Here is a 17,323-nt window from a genome sequence, read left to right as displayed (position 1 = left end):
ACGGCCGATCGAACGGAATCGGATCCGTTGTAGTCCATGGGCTTCACACAGTGCTCTCATGACAGAAAGTGACGGTTCGTGTCGTGACCGGCCGGGACATCGGGTCCCGGGGCCGTGGGCGGGCCCGCTCGCCGTGCGTGATCGGCCCGCAGGGAGGAGCCTTGTCCCCTGGAAGTACGCAGGTCGTGGACGGCCCCGCGAGGAGGTGGTCGCCGTGTCCGAGGGACAGGAGACCGCGCAGGCGCCGGCCGGCGGGCCGACCCCCGTGGGACGTCCGCTGCTGTCGCTGGCGCTGGCCTCCATGATGGACGACGTGCACGCCCACTCGGGAGCCGTCTACCTGCTGGCCTCCCAGGAACCGGTGCTGGAGATGACGGTCTCCGCCGGGCTGCCCCGGGCCTTCGCCGCGCCGTGGGAACGCGTGGGGCTCAGCGCGCCGATCCCGGTCGCCGAGGCGGTACGGGAGCGGCGGCTGGTCTGGGTGGGGGGCGAGCACGAGATGGCCCGCAGGTTCCCCCGGATCGCGGTGGTGCTCCCGTACCCCTTCGCCCTCGCCGCGCTCCCGGTGGCGACGGCGGCCACCGTGTACGGCGCCGTCTACGTGACCTGGCCCGGCTCGCACCCCCCGGACCTCTCCGACCGGGAACGCGACCGCCTCACCGCGGCCTGCGACCGGCTCGCGCTGCGTCTGGAGCGGGCCGCCGCGGAGAACCGCCCGCTGCGCCCCGAGCCGGATCTGCTCACGCCGTCCGCGGCGGCGCCCGGCGGCACGCTCGGCTCGGTGGAGGCCGCGCGGATGGTGGGGAGGCTGCCGTACGGGCTGTGCTCGCTGGACCTGCACGGGCGGGTCGGGTTCGCCAACGCGGCGACGGCCGAACTGCTGGGGGTGCCCGTGAGCGGTCTGCTGGGCACGCAGCTGTGGGCGGCCGTGCCCTGGCTGAACGACCCGGTCTACGAGGACCGCTACCGGGCGGCGCTGATCAGCCAGCACGTGACCTCCTTCGTCGCGCTGCGCCCGCCCGGCGACTGGCTGTCGTTCCGGCTGTACCCGAGCACGAACGGGCTGAGCGTGCGGATCTCGCGGGCCCGGCCGGTGTCCGAGATGACCCGGGCGGGACCTCAGCGGCGCGACGGCAGCCCCCGCCTGGTGACGATCTCCCACGTGCTGAGCCTGGCGAGCGCGCTGACGGAGGCGGCGGGCGTGCAGGACGTGGTGCAGCTCGTGGCGGACGAGATCGCGCCCGCCGTCGGCAGCCAGTCGCTGGTCGTCCTCGCCAGCCGGGGCGGGCGCATGCACGTCCTCGGGCACCGCGGCTATCCGGACGCGCACGTCGTGGAGCGCTTCAACGGACTGCCGCTGAGCGAGCAGACCCCGGGCACCCAGGCGCTGAACACCGGGGTGCCCGCGTTCTTCGACTCGCGCGAGCAGCTGGAGCGGCTGTACCCGGCGCGGAACGCCACACCCGACGGCATGGGCGCGTGGGCGTACCTGCCGCTGGTGGCCTCCGGGCGGCCGGTGGGCACCTGCGTCCTCGGGTACGCGCAGTCCCACCACTTCGCGGCCGACGAGCGGGCGGTGCTGACCAGTCTGAGCGGGCTGATCGCCCAGGCGCTGGAGCGCGCCCTGCTCTACGACGCCAAGCTCCAGCTCGCCCAGGGCCTGCAGGCCGCGCTGCTGCCCGCCTCGCTGCCGCCGCTGGCCTCGGTGGAGGCGGCCGCGCGCTATCTGCCGGCGACCCAGGGAATGGACATCGGCGGGGACTTCTACGACATGGTGACCTCGAACGGCCGGGCGGCGGCGGTCATCGGGGACGTGCAGGGGCACAACGTGACGGCGGCGGGGCTGATGGGGCAGATCCGTACCGCGGTACGCGCCTACACGGCGGTCGGCCAGGCGCCGGAGGAGGTGATGGGGAGCACCAACCGGCTCCTGCTCGACCTGGGCGCCGAGCTGTTCGCCAGTTGTCTGTACCTGCGCCTGGACCCGGCGCGCGGGGTCGCCGTGATGGCCCGGGCGGGGCATCCGCCGCCGCTGCTGCTCAGGCCGGACGGCAAGGTCAAGGCGCTCGACCTGGCGGGCGGGCCGCTGCTGGGGATCGACGTCCACGCCGTCTACCCGACGACCGAGGTCCCGCTCGTCCCCGGTTCCGTGCTCGCCCTGTACACCGACGGTCTGATCGAATCCCCCGGTGTCGACATCGAGGACGCGCTCGCCGCCCTCGCGCGACGGCTCGCCGCGAACGGGCACCAGCCCCTGGACGAGCTGGCCGACACGCTGCTCCGGCAGGACGGCGAGACCACGCGGGAGCGGCCGGACGACGTCGCCCTGCTCCTGCTGCGGGTACGGCCGCACGGCGGGACCGGCGCCGCATGAGGAACGGTCCGGCCCTCCCGCCGGAGGGCCGGACCTGTCCACCGCCGGCCGGAATTCCCTGTTCCGTTGGCCGGTCGGTGGTCCCTGGTCGCCGGATTCACCGGCTGTACGGCATGGACACGAGGTCCGGGCCGTCACCCGTCGCCGCGGCCGGCTGCCCGGCCGCGGCACCGGACTACTGGTGCCTCTTGCGGGACTTGTGGTGCGTCCCCTCCTGCTGGCCGGCGCCCGCGTCCGCCGCCTCACCGGCGCCCGGGTCCGCGGCGCTCTCGCTCGGGTCCACCGCTTCGCCGGCACCCGCGTCGCCCGCACCCGCACCGGCGTCACCCGCGTCACCGGCACCCGCGTCGCCCGCACCGGCACCCGCGTCACCGGCACCGGCGTCACCCGCGCCCGCGTCACCCGCACCGGCGTCACCGGCGTCACCGGCGCCCAGCGTCGCGCCGGTCGCCGCCAGCGCGGTGGTGACGGGCTGGAAGAAGGTCTCGCCGCCGGCCGTGCAGTCACCGCTGCCGCCGGAGGTCAGGCCGACCGCGCCGCCGTCCTGGGTGAACAGGGAGCCGCCGCTGTCGCCCGGCTCGGCGCACACATCGGTCTGGATGAGGCCCGTGACCGTGCCCTCCGGGTAGTTCACGGTGGCGTTGAGACCGGTCACGTTGCCGTCGTTCAGACCCGTGGTGCTGCCCATCCGGAAGACCTGCTGGCCCACGGCGGCCTCGACGACCTGGTTGATCTGGACGCTCTGCCCGTTGCCGACGTTGACGGCGCTGTTCGTCTGCGTGGCCGGGTCGTCGTACTTGACGAGGGCGAAGTCTCCGTCGCCGGGGAAGGTGGCCTGGTCGACGGTGGCGATGGGGGCGCCGCCCTGCGAGTCCGACCACTGGGCGACCGCGACACCGCAGTGGCCCGCGGTGAGGAAGGCGGGGCTGCCGTCGCCCGCCGTGACGTTGAAGCCGAGCGAACAGCGGGCGTTGCCGCCGAAGATGGCGTCACCGCCGTCGACGAAGGTCTTGAGGGTGCCGGCGGACTTCTTGAGGGTCGCCACGTCGGAACCGAGTTTCTCGACGGTCGACTCCACGGTGTTCCACTTGTCGCCCGTGACGGTGGAGTCCGCGGTCACGCGGATCTCGTTGGTCTTCGGGTCGACGGACCACGCGGTGCCCGGGATCGTCGCGTCGGCCTTGAGCGTCTTGGCGGCGGCCTCCAGCTCGGCGGTGCTGTTCTGCACCTGGTGGGCCACCGCACCGGCCCGTTCGATCTGGTTGACGACGTTGCTGTTGTTACCGACGACGTTGATGACGAGCTGCTTGTTCGCCGCGTCGTAGTACGAGCCGGCGAACGCCTCACCCAGCTGGGAGGCCAGCATGGAGGCGACGTTCGAGACGTCGCCCGACTTGAAGGTTCTCGGAGTGGCGGCGTCCCCGTTCGACTGCGACGCGTTGGCGCTGGGCAGCAGCAGGGCCGCCGCTCCGAGCGCCGCCACACCGCCTACCGCGATGGCGGCCTTGCGCTTGGGTATCCGTTTGTGACTCAACTCTTGACCTCCTGGGGACGGGGTCGATGCCGCGTCCGGCAGCTGACTAGGGGGCGCCTGCTTGCCCGTTGATACGCGTGTGCCGCCAGGGGTGTTCAACTGCCATTGCAAATTGCTGAAGTTGACTTCGCCAAAGGCGTCGATTGCGGAGACAACCGGGCCATTTCCTTCGTGGGGAGCCCGTCGCACGAGGGGATCCGGCGGTCCGGCGCGCGAGGGATCCGGCGGTCCGAGGGGGAACAATGCGCCGTATGACACTGACCCTCGTCGAAGCCGACAAGATCCTCGCCGACAACTTCGCCCCCTGGGTGCTCGATCTCGGCCTGTCCGTGGTGGAGCTGGACGACCGCCGCGCGGTCCTGCGGCTGCCGTGGTCCGCGCGACTGGCCAGGGAGGGCGGATCCCTGTCGGGCCAGGCCCTGATGGCCGCCGCGGACACGGCGACGGTGATCGCGGTCTCGGCCGCCCGCGGCGCCTTCGTCCCCATGACGACGGTTCAGCAGTCCACCAGTTTCCAGCGGGCGGTGACGGACGCGGACGTGCTGGTCGAGACGGTCCTCACCAAGCTGGGCCGCCGCATGGCCTTCGCGGACATCACGATGACCGCCGAGGGGTCCGCGGAGATCGCCGCGCGGGCGAGCACGGTGTACGCGGTCCTCGGCTGAGCCCGGCCGGGCGGCGCCGGCACCGCCCTCGCACCCGGCGCGGAACCCGACCGTCGGGTGGCGCCCTGTCGACGAGCGGCGCAATCCCGGATCCGGGAATTCCGCACGGCCCGCTCCCACCGGGGGCACCGCGGACCGGGGGCCGGTCCCCGGTCCGGCCGGCGGTCGGGAGCCGCACCGCCATCACCGCCGCGGCCGGCCGGCCCAGGACCCGGACGCCGCGTCCGACGTCCGGGTACGACCGGTCGCCGGTCCGGTCGCCGTCAGGCCGAGGGGCCGCCGTCCGCAGGAGGACGGCCCCTCACCCGGTCCGGCGGCGGGCGGTCCCGGGCACCTCCCGGACGGGCTCGTCCCTCCCCCGGACCGGCCGGTACACGACGAGCGCCCGGTACTTCTTCTCCAGCCTCAACCCGGCCGCGTGCGGGCGCGGTTCACCGTCGGACGCGAGGGCGTCCGCGCCGAGGACGCCCTCCAGCTCCACCCAGGGAACCCGCTCGGCCTCGTAGACCCGCGAGTGCTCCAGGGTCCCGAGGGCCGTGGCGGCGACGGCACGGGTGCGGGCGAGACGACGGCCCGCGTCGAGCATGCGCACATCGAGCAGGTCGTCGTCCAGGCGCGGCCGGAAGGCCGGGGCCACTCCCTCCGGCACGTAACGGCCGTTGCCCGCGAGCAGCAGCCACAGGAGGCGGGACCGGCCGTTGACGGTCACCTCGACCGGGCGGGCGGTGCCGAGCGCCCGGAGCAGGGCGAGGGCCGTCGCCGGCGCGGCGGGCCGTCGCCGCGCCGACCGCTCCCGCAGCCGCAGGAGTTCGGGGTAGGGGCCGACGCTGAACTCGTTGAGGAACCAGACGTCCTCTCCCGTCCCCGGACGGGCGACGCCGATGTCCACCGACACCGCCTCGCCGCGGGCGAGGGCCAGGGCGGTGTCCTCGGCGTCCGCCACGCCCACGTCCCGCGCGAAGCGGCCCGCGGCGCCGACGGGGAACACGGCCAGCGCCAGCCCCCGTTCGGCGGCCGCGCGGGCCGCGGCGCCGGTCTCGGCGTCACCGCCCCGGACGCCGAGCGCGCCGCCGGTCTCCGCCGCCCGGTCGGCGGCCGCGGCGAGCAGTTCCGTGAAGTCGTCGTCGGGGCCCCGCTCGATCACCTCGGCCTCGGGCAGCAGGGCGCTCAGCCGCCGGGCGGCCGACAGCGGTGCCCCGGGCGCCGCGGCACCGGCCGGGGCGTCGACCACGACGACCAGCCCTTTGCCGAGGGGCAGTGCGGGCGCCCGCGCGGCGGGCCGCTCCCGCTCCGGCAGGACGGGGCGCGGCGGCCACCAGCGGCAGGTGAGGGCGGCCGCGCCCGCGCCGATGGCCACACCGGCGAGGACGTCTCCCGGGTAGTGGACACCCACGTAGACGCGGGAGAAGGCGACGGCGGCGGCCACGGGCGCGACCAGCAGTCCGTAGCGCCTGGACTCCAGGGCGACGGCGGTGGCGAAGGCCGCCGCGGAGGCGGAGTGGCCCGAGGGGAAGGAGGTGGTGTGCGGCTGACGGGTCAGGTGCCGGATCGCGGGAACGCCTTCGAGGAGCGGGCGGGGGCGCCGGGTGCTCCACTTCAGCAGCGTGTTGACGGTGAACGAGGCCAGCGCCAGCGAGCCGATCCCCCGCAGCGCCGCCCGGCGTCCGGCCGGTCCTCCGACGAGGCCGATCCCCGCGGCCGCGCCGAACCACAGGCGGCCGTGGTTGGCCGCGTGGCTCAGCCGCCGCAGCGCCGGATCTGCTGCCGGCACCCGTGCGGTGGCCACCCGTGTGAACAGCCGCTGGTCCCAGTCGAGGAGTGCACCCATGGTCCACCGCTACCCCACTCCGGGCACTCCCGCATCCCGGGTCCCCCGGAACGGTGACGCCGGTGGGCCGCGAGGCGCACGGACCGTCCCGTCCCGGTACGGCACGGGCCCGGGACGGGCGCCCGCGGCGGCGCCTTCCGGCGGGGGACGCCCGCACCGCCGTCGAGCGGGCGGCCGCACGCGGACATGCCGAGGGCCGGTCGACGGCCCCACTCCGTCTGACCGGCCCTCGGTGCGAAATCACATGGCACCTCGTGACGGAGTCCGCACTCCCCAGCTACGGATCCCGGTCCATGTCCACGACGGCCACGCGATCCCGGTCTCTCAGAACGCGAAGACCGTCATCCCGTAGGAGTTCTTCACGCACTCGTTGGCGAAGGTGTGCTCGTACGAGAGGCGCTTGCCCTGCCAGACGCCTTCGACCGTGACGACCACGGGGTCGTACTGCCTGGTACAGAAGGTGTCGCTCCTCGGCGTCAGCGCGGCGGGATCGCCCTCGGCCGCGCGCAGTTCGGCGCAGGCGTCGGCCGCGGCGGGATGGGTCCCGGAGGCCGTCGGGGCGCAGTTGAGCGTGACCGCGCGTTCCGGAGTCGCGGCGGCGGCGGCCTGGCCGTGGCCCGTGGTGAGCACCAGGGCGGAGGGGGCGTAGAGCCCGGAGGGGGCCGCTTGGGCGGACCCGGCGAGGGGGCTGCAGACGGCGGTGGCCGTCAGGGTGAGAGTCGCTGCCCAACGCGCGGTGTTCGGCATTGTGTGCATCCTTCCGCTCGATCGAATGCGATACCGGCTCGGTCGGTGCCGGTTCGGCGAGCGCGAGTCTGCCGAGAACGCACAGGAAACACACATCGACCCCACACATTTCAGTAACTTTGAGTATTGAATCAGTGGCTCGAAGTCACGGAATTCGAACGCGTGAGGCCCATGACTGGGCGCCCGCCGATGACCGCGGGCGGCCGGGTGGCCGGAAAGACACGGCTCAGCAATAGGCTTGAAACATTCCGCTTGAACCGGCACGCCGCCTCGCTCCGCGCCGCCGAAGGCCCCCTCGGCGACCGCGGCTGCACCCCGGAACCTCAGTCGCGGATCGTCCGGGCGATGTCCAGGGTGAGCCGGTGCCAGGGGTCGCGGGGGTCGCGGCCGGTCAGCTCGCGCACGCGGCGCAGGCGGTAGCGCAGGGACTGCGGATGGAGGTGCAGCGCCCGCGCCGCGGCATTCGCCGAGCCCGAGTCGATGTACGCCGTGAGGGCGTCCAGCAGATGCCGCCGCGCGGCTTCGGCGAGCGGCCCGAGCACCAGCCGCGCGATGTGGTCGGGCGCGGCGGCCGGGCGCCCGGCGAGCAGGGCGAGGACCTGCGCGTCGGCGTCGGTCAGCACGTGCCCGGACCGGTGGGCACGGTCCGGGGCGGTGTCGAGCGCGTCGGCGGCGAGCCGGTGCGCGAGGGCGATCCGGTCCAGGCCCTCGCCGGTGATGACACAGCCTCGCCAGGACCGTTCGCCGAGGACCGCCCCCACCCGCGCCGACGCGGCGAGCGGCAGCAGCAGGACGGCCCGTGAGCCCCGCACCGTCGCCAGGGAGGTCACCTCACCGCCGGGGCCGGCCAGCGCGTCGAGCAGGTCCGTGGCCGTCCCATGGGCGGGATCCGGCCGGTCCGCGGCGACCGGTTCGGCCACCAGCAGGGCACAGGGGTCCGGAAGCCGGACGGCCAGCCGGGCGGAACGGTCGGCCAGCGCGCCCACCGAGGCGTGCCGCCCGGCGATCAGGTCGTCGAGCAGCAGCCGCAGCGCCCGGCTCCGGTCGCCGGCCAGGTCCTCGCTGGTGGCCGCGTAGGCGGTGGCCATCTCCTCGGAGAGGGTGTCGAGGCTGACGAGGAGCATGCGGGCCAGCGCGAAGGCGTCGGCGGCGCCGAGGCCGGGCGCGCGGGCGGCGACCTCGTCCGTCAGGACGGTTCCGGCGACCCGGTAGGCGCGCAGCACCGCCCGCACCGGGCGCCCGTCCGCCGCGCGGGCCGACGCGATGCCCCGGAAACGCCTCAGGTCCGCCGGTCCCAGGGCGCCGTCGGTGGCCCACAGGTGGAGCAGCCGCTCCAGGCCCCAGGCCGCGATGGCCCGTACCTCGGGCAGCCGGCTGTCGTCGAGCGCGGCGTACACCGGGACCTGTTCGTGCACCGCCGCGACGATCGCCTCCACCACCCGCGGGTCGGCGGCTATCTCCTGCCGGACGCGTTCCCGGTCCTCGGACGGCTTGTTTGTCACAGGGTGATGATTCCAGCCGCACGTTGTGCGCACCCCGGTGGACGGGACTTGTCACCCTCGCAAGGATCGGCCTCGTACAGCGCGGTCGCGGGGACGAGAGTCACGGGGACGAGAGGCGGGACGTACGGATGGCGAAGCACTGGGCCGACTTCCAGTACGAGATCTACCTGAACGGGATGACGGGCGCCGTGCCGCGGCTGCCCACGGATCTGACGCGGCTGGAGGAGCTGACCGAGCGGCGGCTCGGCCCCGGTCCGGTCGGCTACGTGGCGGGGAGCGCGGGCGACGGCAGCACGGCGCGCGCCAATCGCGCGGCCCTCGCACGGCGCCGGATCGTGCCGCGCATGCTGCGTGACGTCCACGAGCGGGACCTGTCCGTCGAGGTGCTGGGGCGCCCGCTGCCCGCGCCGCTCGCGCTCGCCCCGATCGGCGTGCTGTCGATCATGCATCCGGACGCGGAGTGCGCCGCGGCGCGGGCCGCCGCCGCGCAGGGCGTCCCGTACGTCCTGTCCTCCGCCTCCAGCACCCCGATGGAGCAGGTCGCCGAGGCCATGGGCGACGGCGAGCGCTGGTTCCAGCTGTACTGGGCGAAGGACCGCGAGGTCACCCGCAGCTTCCTGGAGCGGGCGAAGGCGGCCGGGTTCACGGCGCTGTTCGTCACGCTCGACACCCCCCTGCTGGCGTGGCGCCCGCGCGACCTCGACCAGGCGTACCTGCCGTTCCTGCACGGCGTGGGGACCGCCAACTACTTCTCCGACCCGGCGTTCCGGGCGGGGCTCGCCAAGCCCGTGCACGAGGACCCGAACGCGGCCGTTATGCACTTCGTGAGCATGTTCGCGGACCCCGGCAAGACCTGGCCGGACCTGGCCTTCCTGCGGGAGAACTGGGACGGGCCGATCGTCCTCAAGGGCATCCTGCACCCGGACGACGCCCGCGAGGCCGCCGAGGCCGGGATGGACGGCGTGGTGGTCTCCAACCACGGCGGCCGGCAGGTGGCGGGCTCCGTCGCGGCGGCCGACGCGCTGCCCCGGGTCGCGGCGGCGGTGGGCGAGAGGCTCACCGTGCTCTTCGACAGCGGTGTCCGGACCGGCGACGACGTCTTCAAGGCGCTCGCCCTCGGGGCGCGGGCGGTGCTCGTCGGGCGTCCCTACGCCTACGGTCTCGCCCTCGACGGGCAGGCGGGCGTCGAACACGTCGTCCGCTGTCTGCTCGCCGAGTTCGACCTGACCCTCGCCCTGTCCGGACACTCCCGCCCGGCCTCGCTCGGCCCCGACGACCTCATCGAGGAGACCGCATGACCGTCCCGAAGAACGTGCTCGCCGTCGTCTCCCCGCACGTGGGCGGCCGTACGGCCGGAGCGGCGCTCGCCACGCTCTTCCCGGGGCAGGCCCGCGTCACCGTCGTCGAGACCACGGACGAGGACCCCGCCGCGCTGCGCGAGGCCCACGTCGTGGTGACCGGCCTCGGCCCGGTGACCGCCGGACACATAGCGGCCGCACCCGGGTTGGAACTCATCCAGTGCGCGAGCCACGGCTTCGACTACGTCGACCTGGACGCGGCGCGCGAGCGGGGCGTGCCGGTGTGCAACATCGGCTCCAGCGGGGCCGAGAAGCAGAACGTGGCCGAGCAGACCTTCGCCCTCATGCTCGCCCTGGCCAAGCAACTGGTGCCCGCCCACACCGCGTTGACGGAGGCGGACTGGGCGCTGCCCCGGCTCCAGCAGTCGATCACGGAGCTGTCCGGCAAGACGCTCGGCATCGTGGGGCTCGGCCACATCGGCGAGGAGGTCGCGCGGCGCGCGGTCGCGTTCGACATGAACGTCGTGTACGCCGGTCCCACGCGCGCGTCCACCGAGACGGAGGACCGGCTCGGCGCCCGCCACGTCGAACTGGAGGAACTGCTGCGCGTGTCGGACTACGTGAGCCTGCACGCGCCGCTGACCGACGCGACCCGCCACCTCCTGGACGCCGAACGGCTCGCGCTGCTCAAGCCGACCGCGTTCGTCGTCAACACCTCGCGGGGCGCCCTGATCGACCAGGAAGCCCTCGCGGACGCGCTGCACGCGGGCGCCCTCGCCGGGGCGGGCCTCGACGTCTTCGACCCCGAACCGCCCACCCCGGCCCTGCGGTTGCTCAAGGCCCCGAACGTCGTGCTCTCCCCGCACGTCGCCGGTGTCACCCGCGAGACCCTCGTGCGGATAGCCCTGGCCGCGGTCCGGAACGCGGCGGACTTCATCGAGGGCAAGCCGCCCACGGACGTCGTCTCGTAGCGGGACGACGGGCGACGACGGATCCCTGCACGCGGGAAGTCCCGCCCCGTCTGGGCCCTGTCGTCAAATCCCCGTCTGCCTAGGGGCGTTCGGTCCGCCAGCGCTGGCCTGCGGAGTGGTCGCGGACCTTGACCACGATGTCGGCGCCGCGCTCCGGGGACGCGGGTGCGACGGCCAGTCCGTCGCGCCCGCGGGACAGCAGCTCGCCCTCCTCGGTGAGGTCGTAGCGCACGTCCTCGCGCCGCTCCGCGTCCCCGCCGGCGCAGCGGCCGAGGAGGAGGACGCCGTCGTCGGCACGCGCGTCGAGGCAGAGCCCGGAACCGGCGACGCTGCGCAGCAGTCCCTCCCGCTCGTGCACCCACTGCTGGGTCCGGGCGGACGAGCACGCCTCCAGCGTGGCCTCGGCGCCCTCCACGGCCCGGGCGTCCCGTACATCGAGGCACAGGTCGGCGTCCACGTTGCGCAGCCGGGTCCGCTCGCCCCTGGCGGAGAGTTCGACCGCGGCGGACGGCGTGGACACGGGCGGGGCCGTGGAGTCCCGGTCCGGCGACAGCGACCGGCTGCTGCTGGCTCCGATGGCGGCGGCGGAGTCGGGGCCGCTCTCCTCGTTCGGCCACAGGCTGACCGCGAGGACGGTCGCCAGCAGGGCGGCCGACAGGCCGGCCCCGGTGATCAGTGCCTGCTGGGACCCTTCCGCCGACCGGGCGGCCCGGCGTCCCGTCGACGCGAACAGGGGCTGCGGACGGCGCCGGCCGCCCGTGCCGCGGCGCCCGCCACCGGCCTGACTCGTGCCGCCGTCGGGGCGCCCCTTGCCCTGCGGGCGTCCGCCGCCCGCAGGGCCCGTACCGCCTTCGAGGCGCTTCTTGCCGCCGAGACGTCCCTTGCCGCCGGGGCGTCCGCCGGAACCGGACCGCCGCTCACCGCCCGCCGGGATCCCGCCGCTCTCCGCGCGCGCCTCGTCCTCGGGGCGCGCGTCCTTCCCGGTCGGCTCACCGTCCGCCGGACGTCCCCGGCCCTTGAGGCGTCCGCTCTTCCCGGAAGCCTCACCGCCGCGCCGCCGCCCGCCGCGGAACGGGGAGACGCTTCGCTGCCGCAGCACCTGCCGTGCGCGCGACCGACGGGAGTCGAAGTAGCGACGGGCGCCCCAGCCGAGCACGGACTCGGCTATCAGCACCCCCAACCCACCCTCGAAATGGCTGAGTTGAGCCGCCGCGTGCCGGCAGTAGGAGCACTCCGACAGATGCTGCTGGACATCCGGCAGCAGGGCGCCGCCGCTCCGGCCCGGGGTGTCGAGGAGCCGGTTGTGGAAACGGCATTCCCTGGTCGGGGCGAGTTCCAGATGGGCCCGCAGACAGGCCTGGCGGAACTGCTCACGGGCCTGCTGCCAGGCGGCGACCGCGACGGGCTCGTCCATGCCCAGGAGACCGGCGGGAACGGACAGCGACTCGTCCTCCACCTCGGTGTGCCACAACAGGCACCGGGCGGCGCCCGGAAGACCGAGGAAAGCGTGTTCGGCGAGCTTGCGGTTCTCGGCCGTCATGGACTTCGCCGCGCGCATCCCGCGGCCCCCCGCGGGTTTCCGCAGGGCCGGCAGGGCTTCGGTCATCCGGTCGTCCGCCGCCCAGGCACGGACGGTGTCCCTCACCGTCACGAGGAGTTCGGGCCGCAGCGCGAGGGCCTGCTCGCCCTCGCCGAGACGGTCGAGGACGTGCTGGAAGGACGCCTCGGTGACCATGGAGGCGACCCGTGAGGACGTGGCGAGGCAGATCACCGCGTAGTCGTACGCCGGCCGCCAGTGCCGGGCTGTCAGCAGGGCGACGGGGCGCGAGGCGTCGGCCTCCGCCCCGCCTCTGAGCACGGCGGCGAGTTCGTCGTCGGACTCGCCGAAGTATCCGCCGGGCGGACGGTCGGGCAGCGGCGGGTGGGGGGTGCGCACGAAAGCGGGTTCCTTCCGAGGTGCAAGGCGGCACACAGGACGTGCTTGTCCGTCGAAAGGGAATCCCGATTGGTGTGGACCTTTTGACGGAGCGCCGGGAGAACGGCCGGGGACGAAGGCCGTGCGGCGACCGTCGCTCAGGGAGCCTGTTGGGCTCGTCGACAGCCGGGGATGGCGAACAGCGATTCAGACCCGGCCCTTGACCAAGCGCGGGACGCTCACCCTCGCACACCACACTCGTCACCAACAAGGCGCACGATCGAGATCAGCCTTATTGAAAACATGTCAAAAACGATCGGCCGCCCGGCGGGGCCGCACCCGGCGTCCGCCGGTCCGCGCGCCCCCGCGCGAACCGCGCGCATCCACCGGGTCCTCACGCACGTTCCCCGCGCACGGACCCCCCGGCCCGTCCGGGCACGCGCGGGACCGCCCCGTACGCACGGGCCGTCCGGGCCTTCCTCGTTCGAGGGTGCGCGGGACGGCCTGCCACTAGTCTGGAACCCGGACGGCACGCTCGTTCACTGTGAGTGTGCGCACGAGGGAAAGCGGCGACGATGAGCCCGGTCCACCCTCTCGACGAGGCCGCCACCGCGCGGGCGGTCATCGACGGGAACGGCACCCTGATCCACTGGAACGAGGGGGCCCGCCGGCTCCTCGGCCACACCTCCGAGGAGGTCGAGGGCCGCCCGGCGGCGGATCTCCTGGCCTCCGGAAGCACGGGCCCGCTCCCGGAGGCCGACGGCGACCGCCGGAGCGGAGTGCTCGCCCTGCGCCACCGCGACGGCCGGGTCCTCACCGTGTGGCTGCTCGCCCACCGCCTGGAGCGGGACGGGGACTGGCTCGTACTCACCCCGCTGGAGGTCCGGGAGCCGCGCGCCCCGGAGGACCCGCTGCTCCGTGCCTTCCTCGCGCAGGCGCCCTGCGCCATGGCCGTCTACGACGAGCGGCTGCGGCTGTACGGCCTCAACGACGCGATGGCCGAGGTGATCGGCCTCCCGGAGGACCGCGTCCGGGGCCTGCGGGTCTCCGAGACCGTCTCCCCGCGGAACGGCGAGCCGCTCGAGCGCGAGATGGCCGAGGCCCTCGCCACCGGCCGGGCGCGTTCCGTGGAGACGTACGCGCGCGGCGGCGGGGACCGGGCGCGCCACTGGCTCGCGCGGATCGCCCCGCTCACCGACACCCACGGCCGCACGATCGGCGTGTGCGTGGCCGCGCACGACGTCACCGAGCAGTACCGTGCCCGCCGCCGGCTCCAGCTGGTCAACGAGGCGAGCGTGCGCGTCGGCACCACCCTCGACGTCACCCGGACGGCCCAGGAACTGGCCGACGTCTGCGTCCCCGCCCTCGCCGACTTCGTCAGCGTCGACCTGCTGGACCCCCCGGAGAACGGCGACGAGTACGCCGTCGGGCCGCTGGCCGCGCCGGTCACGCTCCGCCGCGCCGCCCACCGGTCCGTGAGCGCGGACGGCCCGGAGACGGTCGTCGAACCCGGCGGCGTCGGCGTCTATCCCGCGTCCTCGCCACAGGCCGGCTCGCTGCTCGCCGGGCGGTCCCTCGTCGCGCCGGACGGGACCGGCACCCCGGAGGAACGGCCGGGCCGGGGCGACGGGCACGGCGTCCGCACCACCCTGTCGGTACCCGTCCGGGCCCGCGGCCGGACCCTCGGGGTCGTCGTCCTCAGCCGGTTCCGGCGGCCCGAACCCTTCACCGCAGACGACGTGCTGCTCGCCGAGGAGGTCACCGCCAGGGCCGCCCTCTGCATCGACAACGCCCGCCGCTTCTCCCGCGAGCGGCGGACCGCGCTCGCCCTGCAGCGCAGCCTCCTGCCCCGGTCCCTCCCCCGGACGGCGGCCCTGGAGGCGGCGTCGCGCTATCTGCCCGCGGCGCGCGCCGGGGTCGGCGGCGACTGGTTCGACGTGATCCCGCTGTCCGGGATGCGGGTCGCCCTGGTCGTCGGCGACGTCATCGGCAACGGCGTCCAGGCCTCGGCGACCATGGGCCGACTGCGCACCGCCGTCCGTACGCTCGCCGACATCGACCTGGCCCCGGACGAGCTGCTCACCCACCTCGACGACCTCGTCGTACGGCTGTCCGCCGAGGCCGGGACCGAGGGGACCACCGGAGAGGTGGGCGCCACCTGCGTCTACGCGGTGTACGACCCGGTCTCCCGGCGGTGCGCGCTCGCCAGCGCGGGCCATCCGCCGCCCGTCGTCCTGCCGCCGGACGGACCGCCCCGGCAGATCGACGTGCCGCCCGGTCCGGCGCTCGGCCTGGGCGGGCTGCCCTTCGAGTCGGTCGAACTCGACCTGGCCGAGGGCACGGTGCTCGCGCTGTACACCGACGGTCTGCTGGAGAACCACGACCGGGACGCCGAGGCCGGGGTACGGCTGCTCTGCCGGGCCCTCCAGGAGTCGTCGGGGCACCTGGAGGGGGCGGCCCACGCGATCCTCCAGGCGCTGCTCCCGCCGGGCGGCGCGCCGGACGACGTGGCGCTGCTGCTCGCCCGCACCCAGGGCCTCGCGGCGTCCGACGTGGCGACCTGGGACATCCCCGCCGACCCCGCCCTCGTCGCGCCGGTCCGCAGACAGGTCACCGGCCGGCTGGAGGTCTGGGGTCTGACCGCGGCCGCCTTCACGGCCGAACTGGTGGTCAGCGAACTGGTCACCAACGCCATCCGCTACGGCGAACCGCCCATCCGGCTGCGGCTCGTCCACGACGCCGAGACCCTGATCTGCGAGGTCTCGGACAGCAGCCACACCGCGCCGCACCCGCGCCGCGCGAAGACCTTCGACGAGGGCGGGCGCGGGCTGCTCCTGGTCGCCCAGCTCACCCGGCGCTGGGGCAGCCGGCACACCCCGGAGGGCAAGACCATCTGGGCCGAGCTGTCCCTCCCCGGCGAGGAGTGACGGCCCCCGCGGGGACCGGTGCCCGTCGTCCGGACCACGCGGCGGGACGGCGGCGCGAGGGAGGGCGTCCGCGGGGCGGGGGGCCGGGTCTGATGAGATGGAGGGCGCCGCCATCACCGCCCGGAGGACACCATCCCGAACAGCCCGCTCGTCCAAGGCGCCCCCGGAGCGGCCGGTACCCGGCTCGCCGGGACGCTCTCCGCCGGACCCGGCGACCGGCCCGCCGAGGTCCTCTCCGCCGGACCCGGCGCCCGCCTCCCCTCGCCGCACCCCGGCGGTGCCCCGTGCCCGTAGCCGCCGCGCTCGGCGGCCCGCTCGCCGAGACGCTGTCCGTCGCCCTGCTCGCCGCCGTCCTCGTGGCCGCGGTCGTCCGGCCGTTCGACTGGCCCGAGGCGGTCGTGGCCGTGCCCGCCGCGGGACTGGTCCTGGCCACCGGAGCGATCTCCTGGGACCACGCCCTCGCGGAGGCGGCCCACCTGGGTCCGGTGATCGGCTTCCTGGCGGCGGTCCTCGTCCTGGCCAGGTTCTGCGACGACGAAGGGCTCTTCCAGGCGTGCGGCGCCTGGACGGCCCGCTGGGCCGCGGACCGGCCCGGCCGGCTGCTGACCGCGGTGTTCGCGCTCGCCTCGGCGATCACGGCGGTGCTCAGCCTGGACGCCACGATCGTCCTGCTCACCCCCGTCGTGTTCGCGACGGCGGCACGCATGGGAGCCCGCCCGAAGCCGCACGTGTACGCGTGCACCCACCTGTCGAACACCGCCTCGCTGCTCCTGCCGGTCTCCAACCTCACCAACCTGCTCGCGTTCACCGCCAGCGGTCTGAGCTTCACCCGGTTCGCCGCGCTGATGACGCTGCCCTGGCTGGTCGCGATCGGCGCCGAGTACCTGGTCTTCCGGCGGTTCTTCGCCCGTGACCTCGCGGTCGGCGCGTCCTCCCGGCGCGCGGAGGAACCGCCGGACGTGCCACTGTTCGCCCTGGTCACCGTGGGCTGCACCCTGGCCGGTTTCGTCCTCGCCTCGGCCGTCGGGATCGACCCGGCCTGGTCCGCCGCCGCGGGGGCCCTCGTCCTGGCCGGCCGGGCGCTCCTGCGCCGTCGCGCCACCCCGCTCACCGTCGTGCGCGCCGCCGCGCCGTCCTTCCTCGCCTTCGTGCTCGCGCTCGGCATCGTCGTCCGCGCGGTGGTCGACAACGGTCTGGCCGACGTCCTCGACGGCCTCCTCCCGGAGGGCGGTTCGCTGCCGGCGCTGCTCGGTGTCGCCGCGGTCGCCGCGGTCCTGGCCAACCTGATCAACAACCTGCCCGCGGTCCTCGTGCTGCTGCCGCCGGCCGCCGAGTCGGGCGCGGGCGCGGTGCTGGCCGTCCTGATCGGCGTCAACATCGGACCCAATCTCACGTACGCGGGTTCGCTGGCGACGCTGCTGTGGCGGCGTATCGTGCATCAGCACGAACACGGCGTCGACCTGAAGGAGTTCACCCGGCTGGGCCTGATCGCCGTACCCGCGGCGCTGGTCCCCGCCGTACTGGCGCTGTGGGTCTCGCTCCACGTCATCGGAGGCTGATGG

At 74.7% G+C, this 17,323-nt stretch carries 11 protein-coding genes; 6 read left to right on the top strand and 5 right to left on the bottom strand.

The genetic code is table 11. The features are described from left to right. Positions 1-205 precede the first annotated feature (205 nt). On the top strand, positions 206-2,374 hold the full coding sequence (locus ACFW6B_RS24915; protein ID WP_386598892.1) for a SpoIIE family protein phosphatase: 2,169 nt from the start codon (positions 206-208) through the stop codon (positions 2,372-2,374). Positions 2,375-2,549: 175 nt separating this feature from the next. On the opposite strand, the gene ACFW6B_RS24910 is transcribed toward ACFW6B_RS24915, so the two are convergent. Further along, positions 2,550-3,908 (bottom strand): S1 family peptidase, encoded by a 1,359-nt coding sequence (locus ACFW6B_RS24910; RefSeq protein WP_386598890.1) that lies wholly within the window; start codon positions 3,906-3,908, stop codon positions 2,550-2,552. A gap of 251 nt (positions 3,909-4,159) precedes the next feature. Between ACFW6B_RS24910 and ACFW6B_RS24905 the strand changes: the two genes are divergently transcribed. Then, positions 4,160-4,573: a PaaI family thioesterase gene (locus ACFW6B_RS24905; protein ID WP_386598888.1), complete on the top strand. Its 414-nt coding sequence runs from the start codon at positions 4,160-4,162 to the stop codon at positions 4,571-4,573. Between the two features lie 301 nt (positions 4,574-4,874). On the opposite strand, the gene ACFW6B_RS24900 is transcribed toward ACFW6B_RS24905, so the two are convergent. From ACFW6B_RS24900 to ACFW6B_RS24890, 3 genes are all read right to left on the bottom strand, one after another. After that, a complete protein-coding gene (locus ACFW6B_RS24900; RefSeq protein WP_386598886.1) occupies positions 4,875-6,401 on the bottom strand; it encodes a phosphatase PAP2 family protein in 1,527 nt (508 codons plus the stop codon). 324 nt (positions 6,402-6,725) lie between these two features. Next, on the bottom strand, positions 6,726-7,148 hold the full coding sequence (locus ACFW6B_RS24895) for a protease inhibitor (protein WP_386598884.1): 423 nt from the start codon (positions 7,146-7,148) through the stop codon (positions 6,726-6,728). Between the two features lie 323 nt (positions 7,149-7,471). Next, the gene (locus tag ACFW6B_RS24890; RefSeq protein WP_386598882.1) at positions 7,472-8,650 is read right to left on the bottom strand and encodes a PucR family transcriptional regulator; all 1,179 of its coding nucleotides are present in this window, start codon (positions 8,648-8,650) and stop codon (positions 7,472-7,474) included. 128 nt (positions 8,651-8,778) lie between these two features. On the opposite strand from ACFW6B_RS24890, the gene ACFW6B_RS24885 reads away from it, so the two are divergent. Together ACFW6B_RS24885 and ACFW6B_RS24880 are read left to right on the top strand one after the other, a co-directional pair. Beyond that, positions 8,779-9,948: a lactate 2-monooxygenase gene (locus ACFW6B_RS24885; RefSeq protein WP_386598880.1), complete on the top strand. Its 1,170-nt coding sequence runs from the start codon at positions 8,779-8,781 to the stop codon at positions 9,946-9,948. After that, positions 9,945-10,919, top strand: a complete 975-nt coding sequence (locus tag ACFW6B_RS24880) for a 2-hydroxyacid dehydrogenase (RefSeq protein ID WP_386598878.1) — start codon at positions 9,945-9,947, stop codon at positions 10,917-10,919. Before ACFW6B_RS24885 ends, ACFW6B_RS24880 begins: the two co-directional genes overlap by 4 nt. A 79-nt stretch (positions 10,920-10,998) precedes the next feature. Here the strand turns inward: ACFW6B_RS24880 and ACFW6B_RS24875 are convergent, their stop codons facing one another. Further along, entirely contained in the window at positions 10,999-12,855 is a 1,857-nt protein-coding gene (locus ACFW6B_RS24875) for an RICIN domain-containing protein (RefSeq protein ID WP_386598876.1), read from the bottom strand. Positions 12,856-13,409: 554 nt separating this feature from the next. Here ACFW6B_RS24875 and ACFW6B_RS24870 point away from each other — a divergent pair. Together ACFW6B_RS24870 and ACFW6B_RS24865 are read left to right on the top strand one after the other, a co-directional pair. Continuing rightward, complete coding sequence (locus ACFW6B_RS24870; RefSeq protein ID WP_386598874.1) at positions 13,410-15,761, top strand: SpoIIE family protein phosphatase; 2,352 nt, start codon at positions 13,410-13,412, stop codon at positions 15,759-15,761. Between the two features lie 284 nt (positions 15,762-16,045). Further along, a complete protein-coding gene (locus ACFW6B_RS24865) occupies positions 16,046-17,320 on the top strand; it encodes an arsenic transporter (RefSeq protein WP_386598873.1) in 1,275 nt (424 codons plus the stop codon). Positions 17,321-17,323: the final 3 nt, after the last annotated feature.

Origin of the sequence: Streptomyces sp. NPDC058751 (genome assembly GCF_042746485.1) — a bacterium.
Lineage (GTDB): Bacteria > Actinomycetota > Actinomycetes > Streptomycetales > Streptomycetaceae > Streptomyces.
The sequence above is the reverse complement of the archived record's forward strand: the minus strand, read 5'-3'. Positions and strand labels throughout refer to the sequence as shown.

What these genes read in the sequence shown, in the direction of transcription:
- ACFW6B_RS24880 (WP_386598878.1), top strand. Translation starts at nt 9,945, where the DNA reads ATGACCGTCCCGAAGAACGTGCTCGCCGTCGTCTCCCCGCACGTGGGC.
- ACFW6B_RS24895 (WP_386598884.1), bottom strand. Translation starts at nt 7,148, where the DNA reads ATGCCGAACACCGCGCGTTGGGCAGCGACTCTCACCCTGACGGCCACC.
- ACFW6B_RS24870 (WP_386598874.1), top strand. Translation starts at nt 13,410, where the DNA reads ATGAGCCCGGTCCACCCTCTCGACGAGGCCGCCACCGCGCGGGCGGTC.
- ACFW6B_RS24900 (WP_386598886.1), bottom strand. Translation starts at nt 6,401, where the DNA reads ATGGGTGCACTCCTCGACTGGGACCAGCGGCTGTTCACACGGGTGGCC.
- ACFW6B_RS24885 (WP_386598880.1), top strand. Translation starts at nt 8,779, where the DNA reads ATGGCGAAGCACTGGGCCGACTTCCAGTACGAGATCTACCTGAACGGG.
- ACFW6B_RS24905 (WP_386598888.1), top strand. Translation starts at nt 4,160, where the DNA reads ATGACACTGACCCTCGTCGAAGCCGACAAGATCCTCGCCGACAACTTC.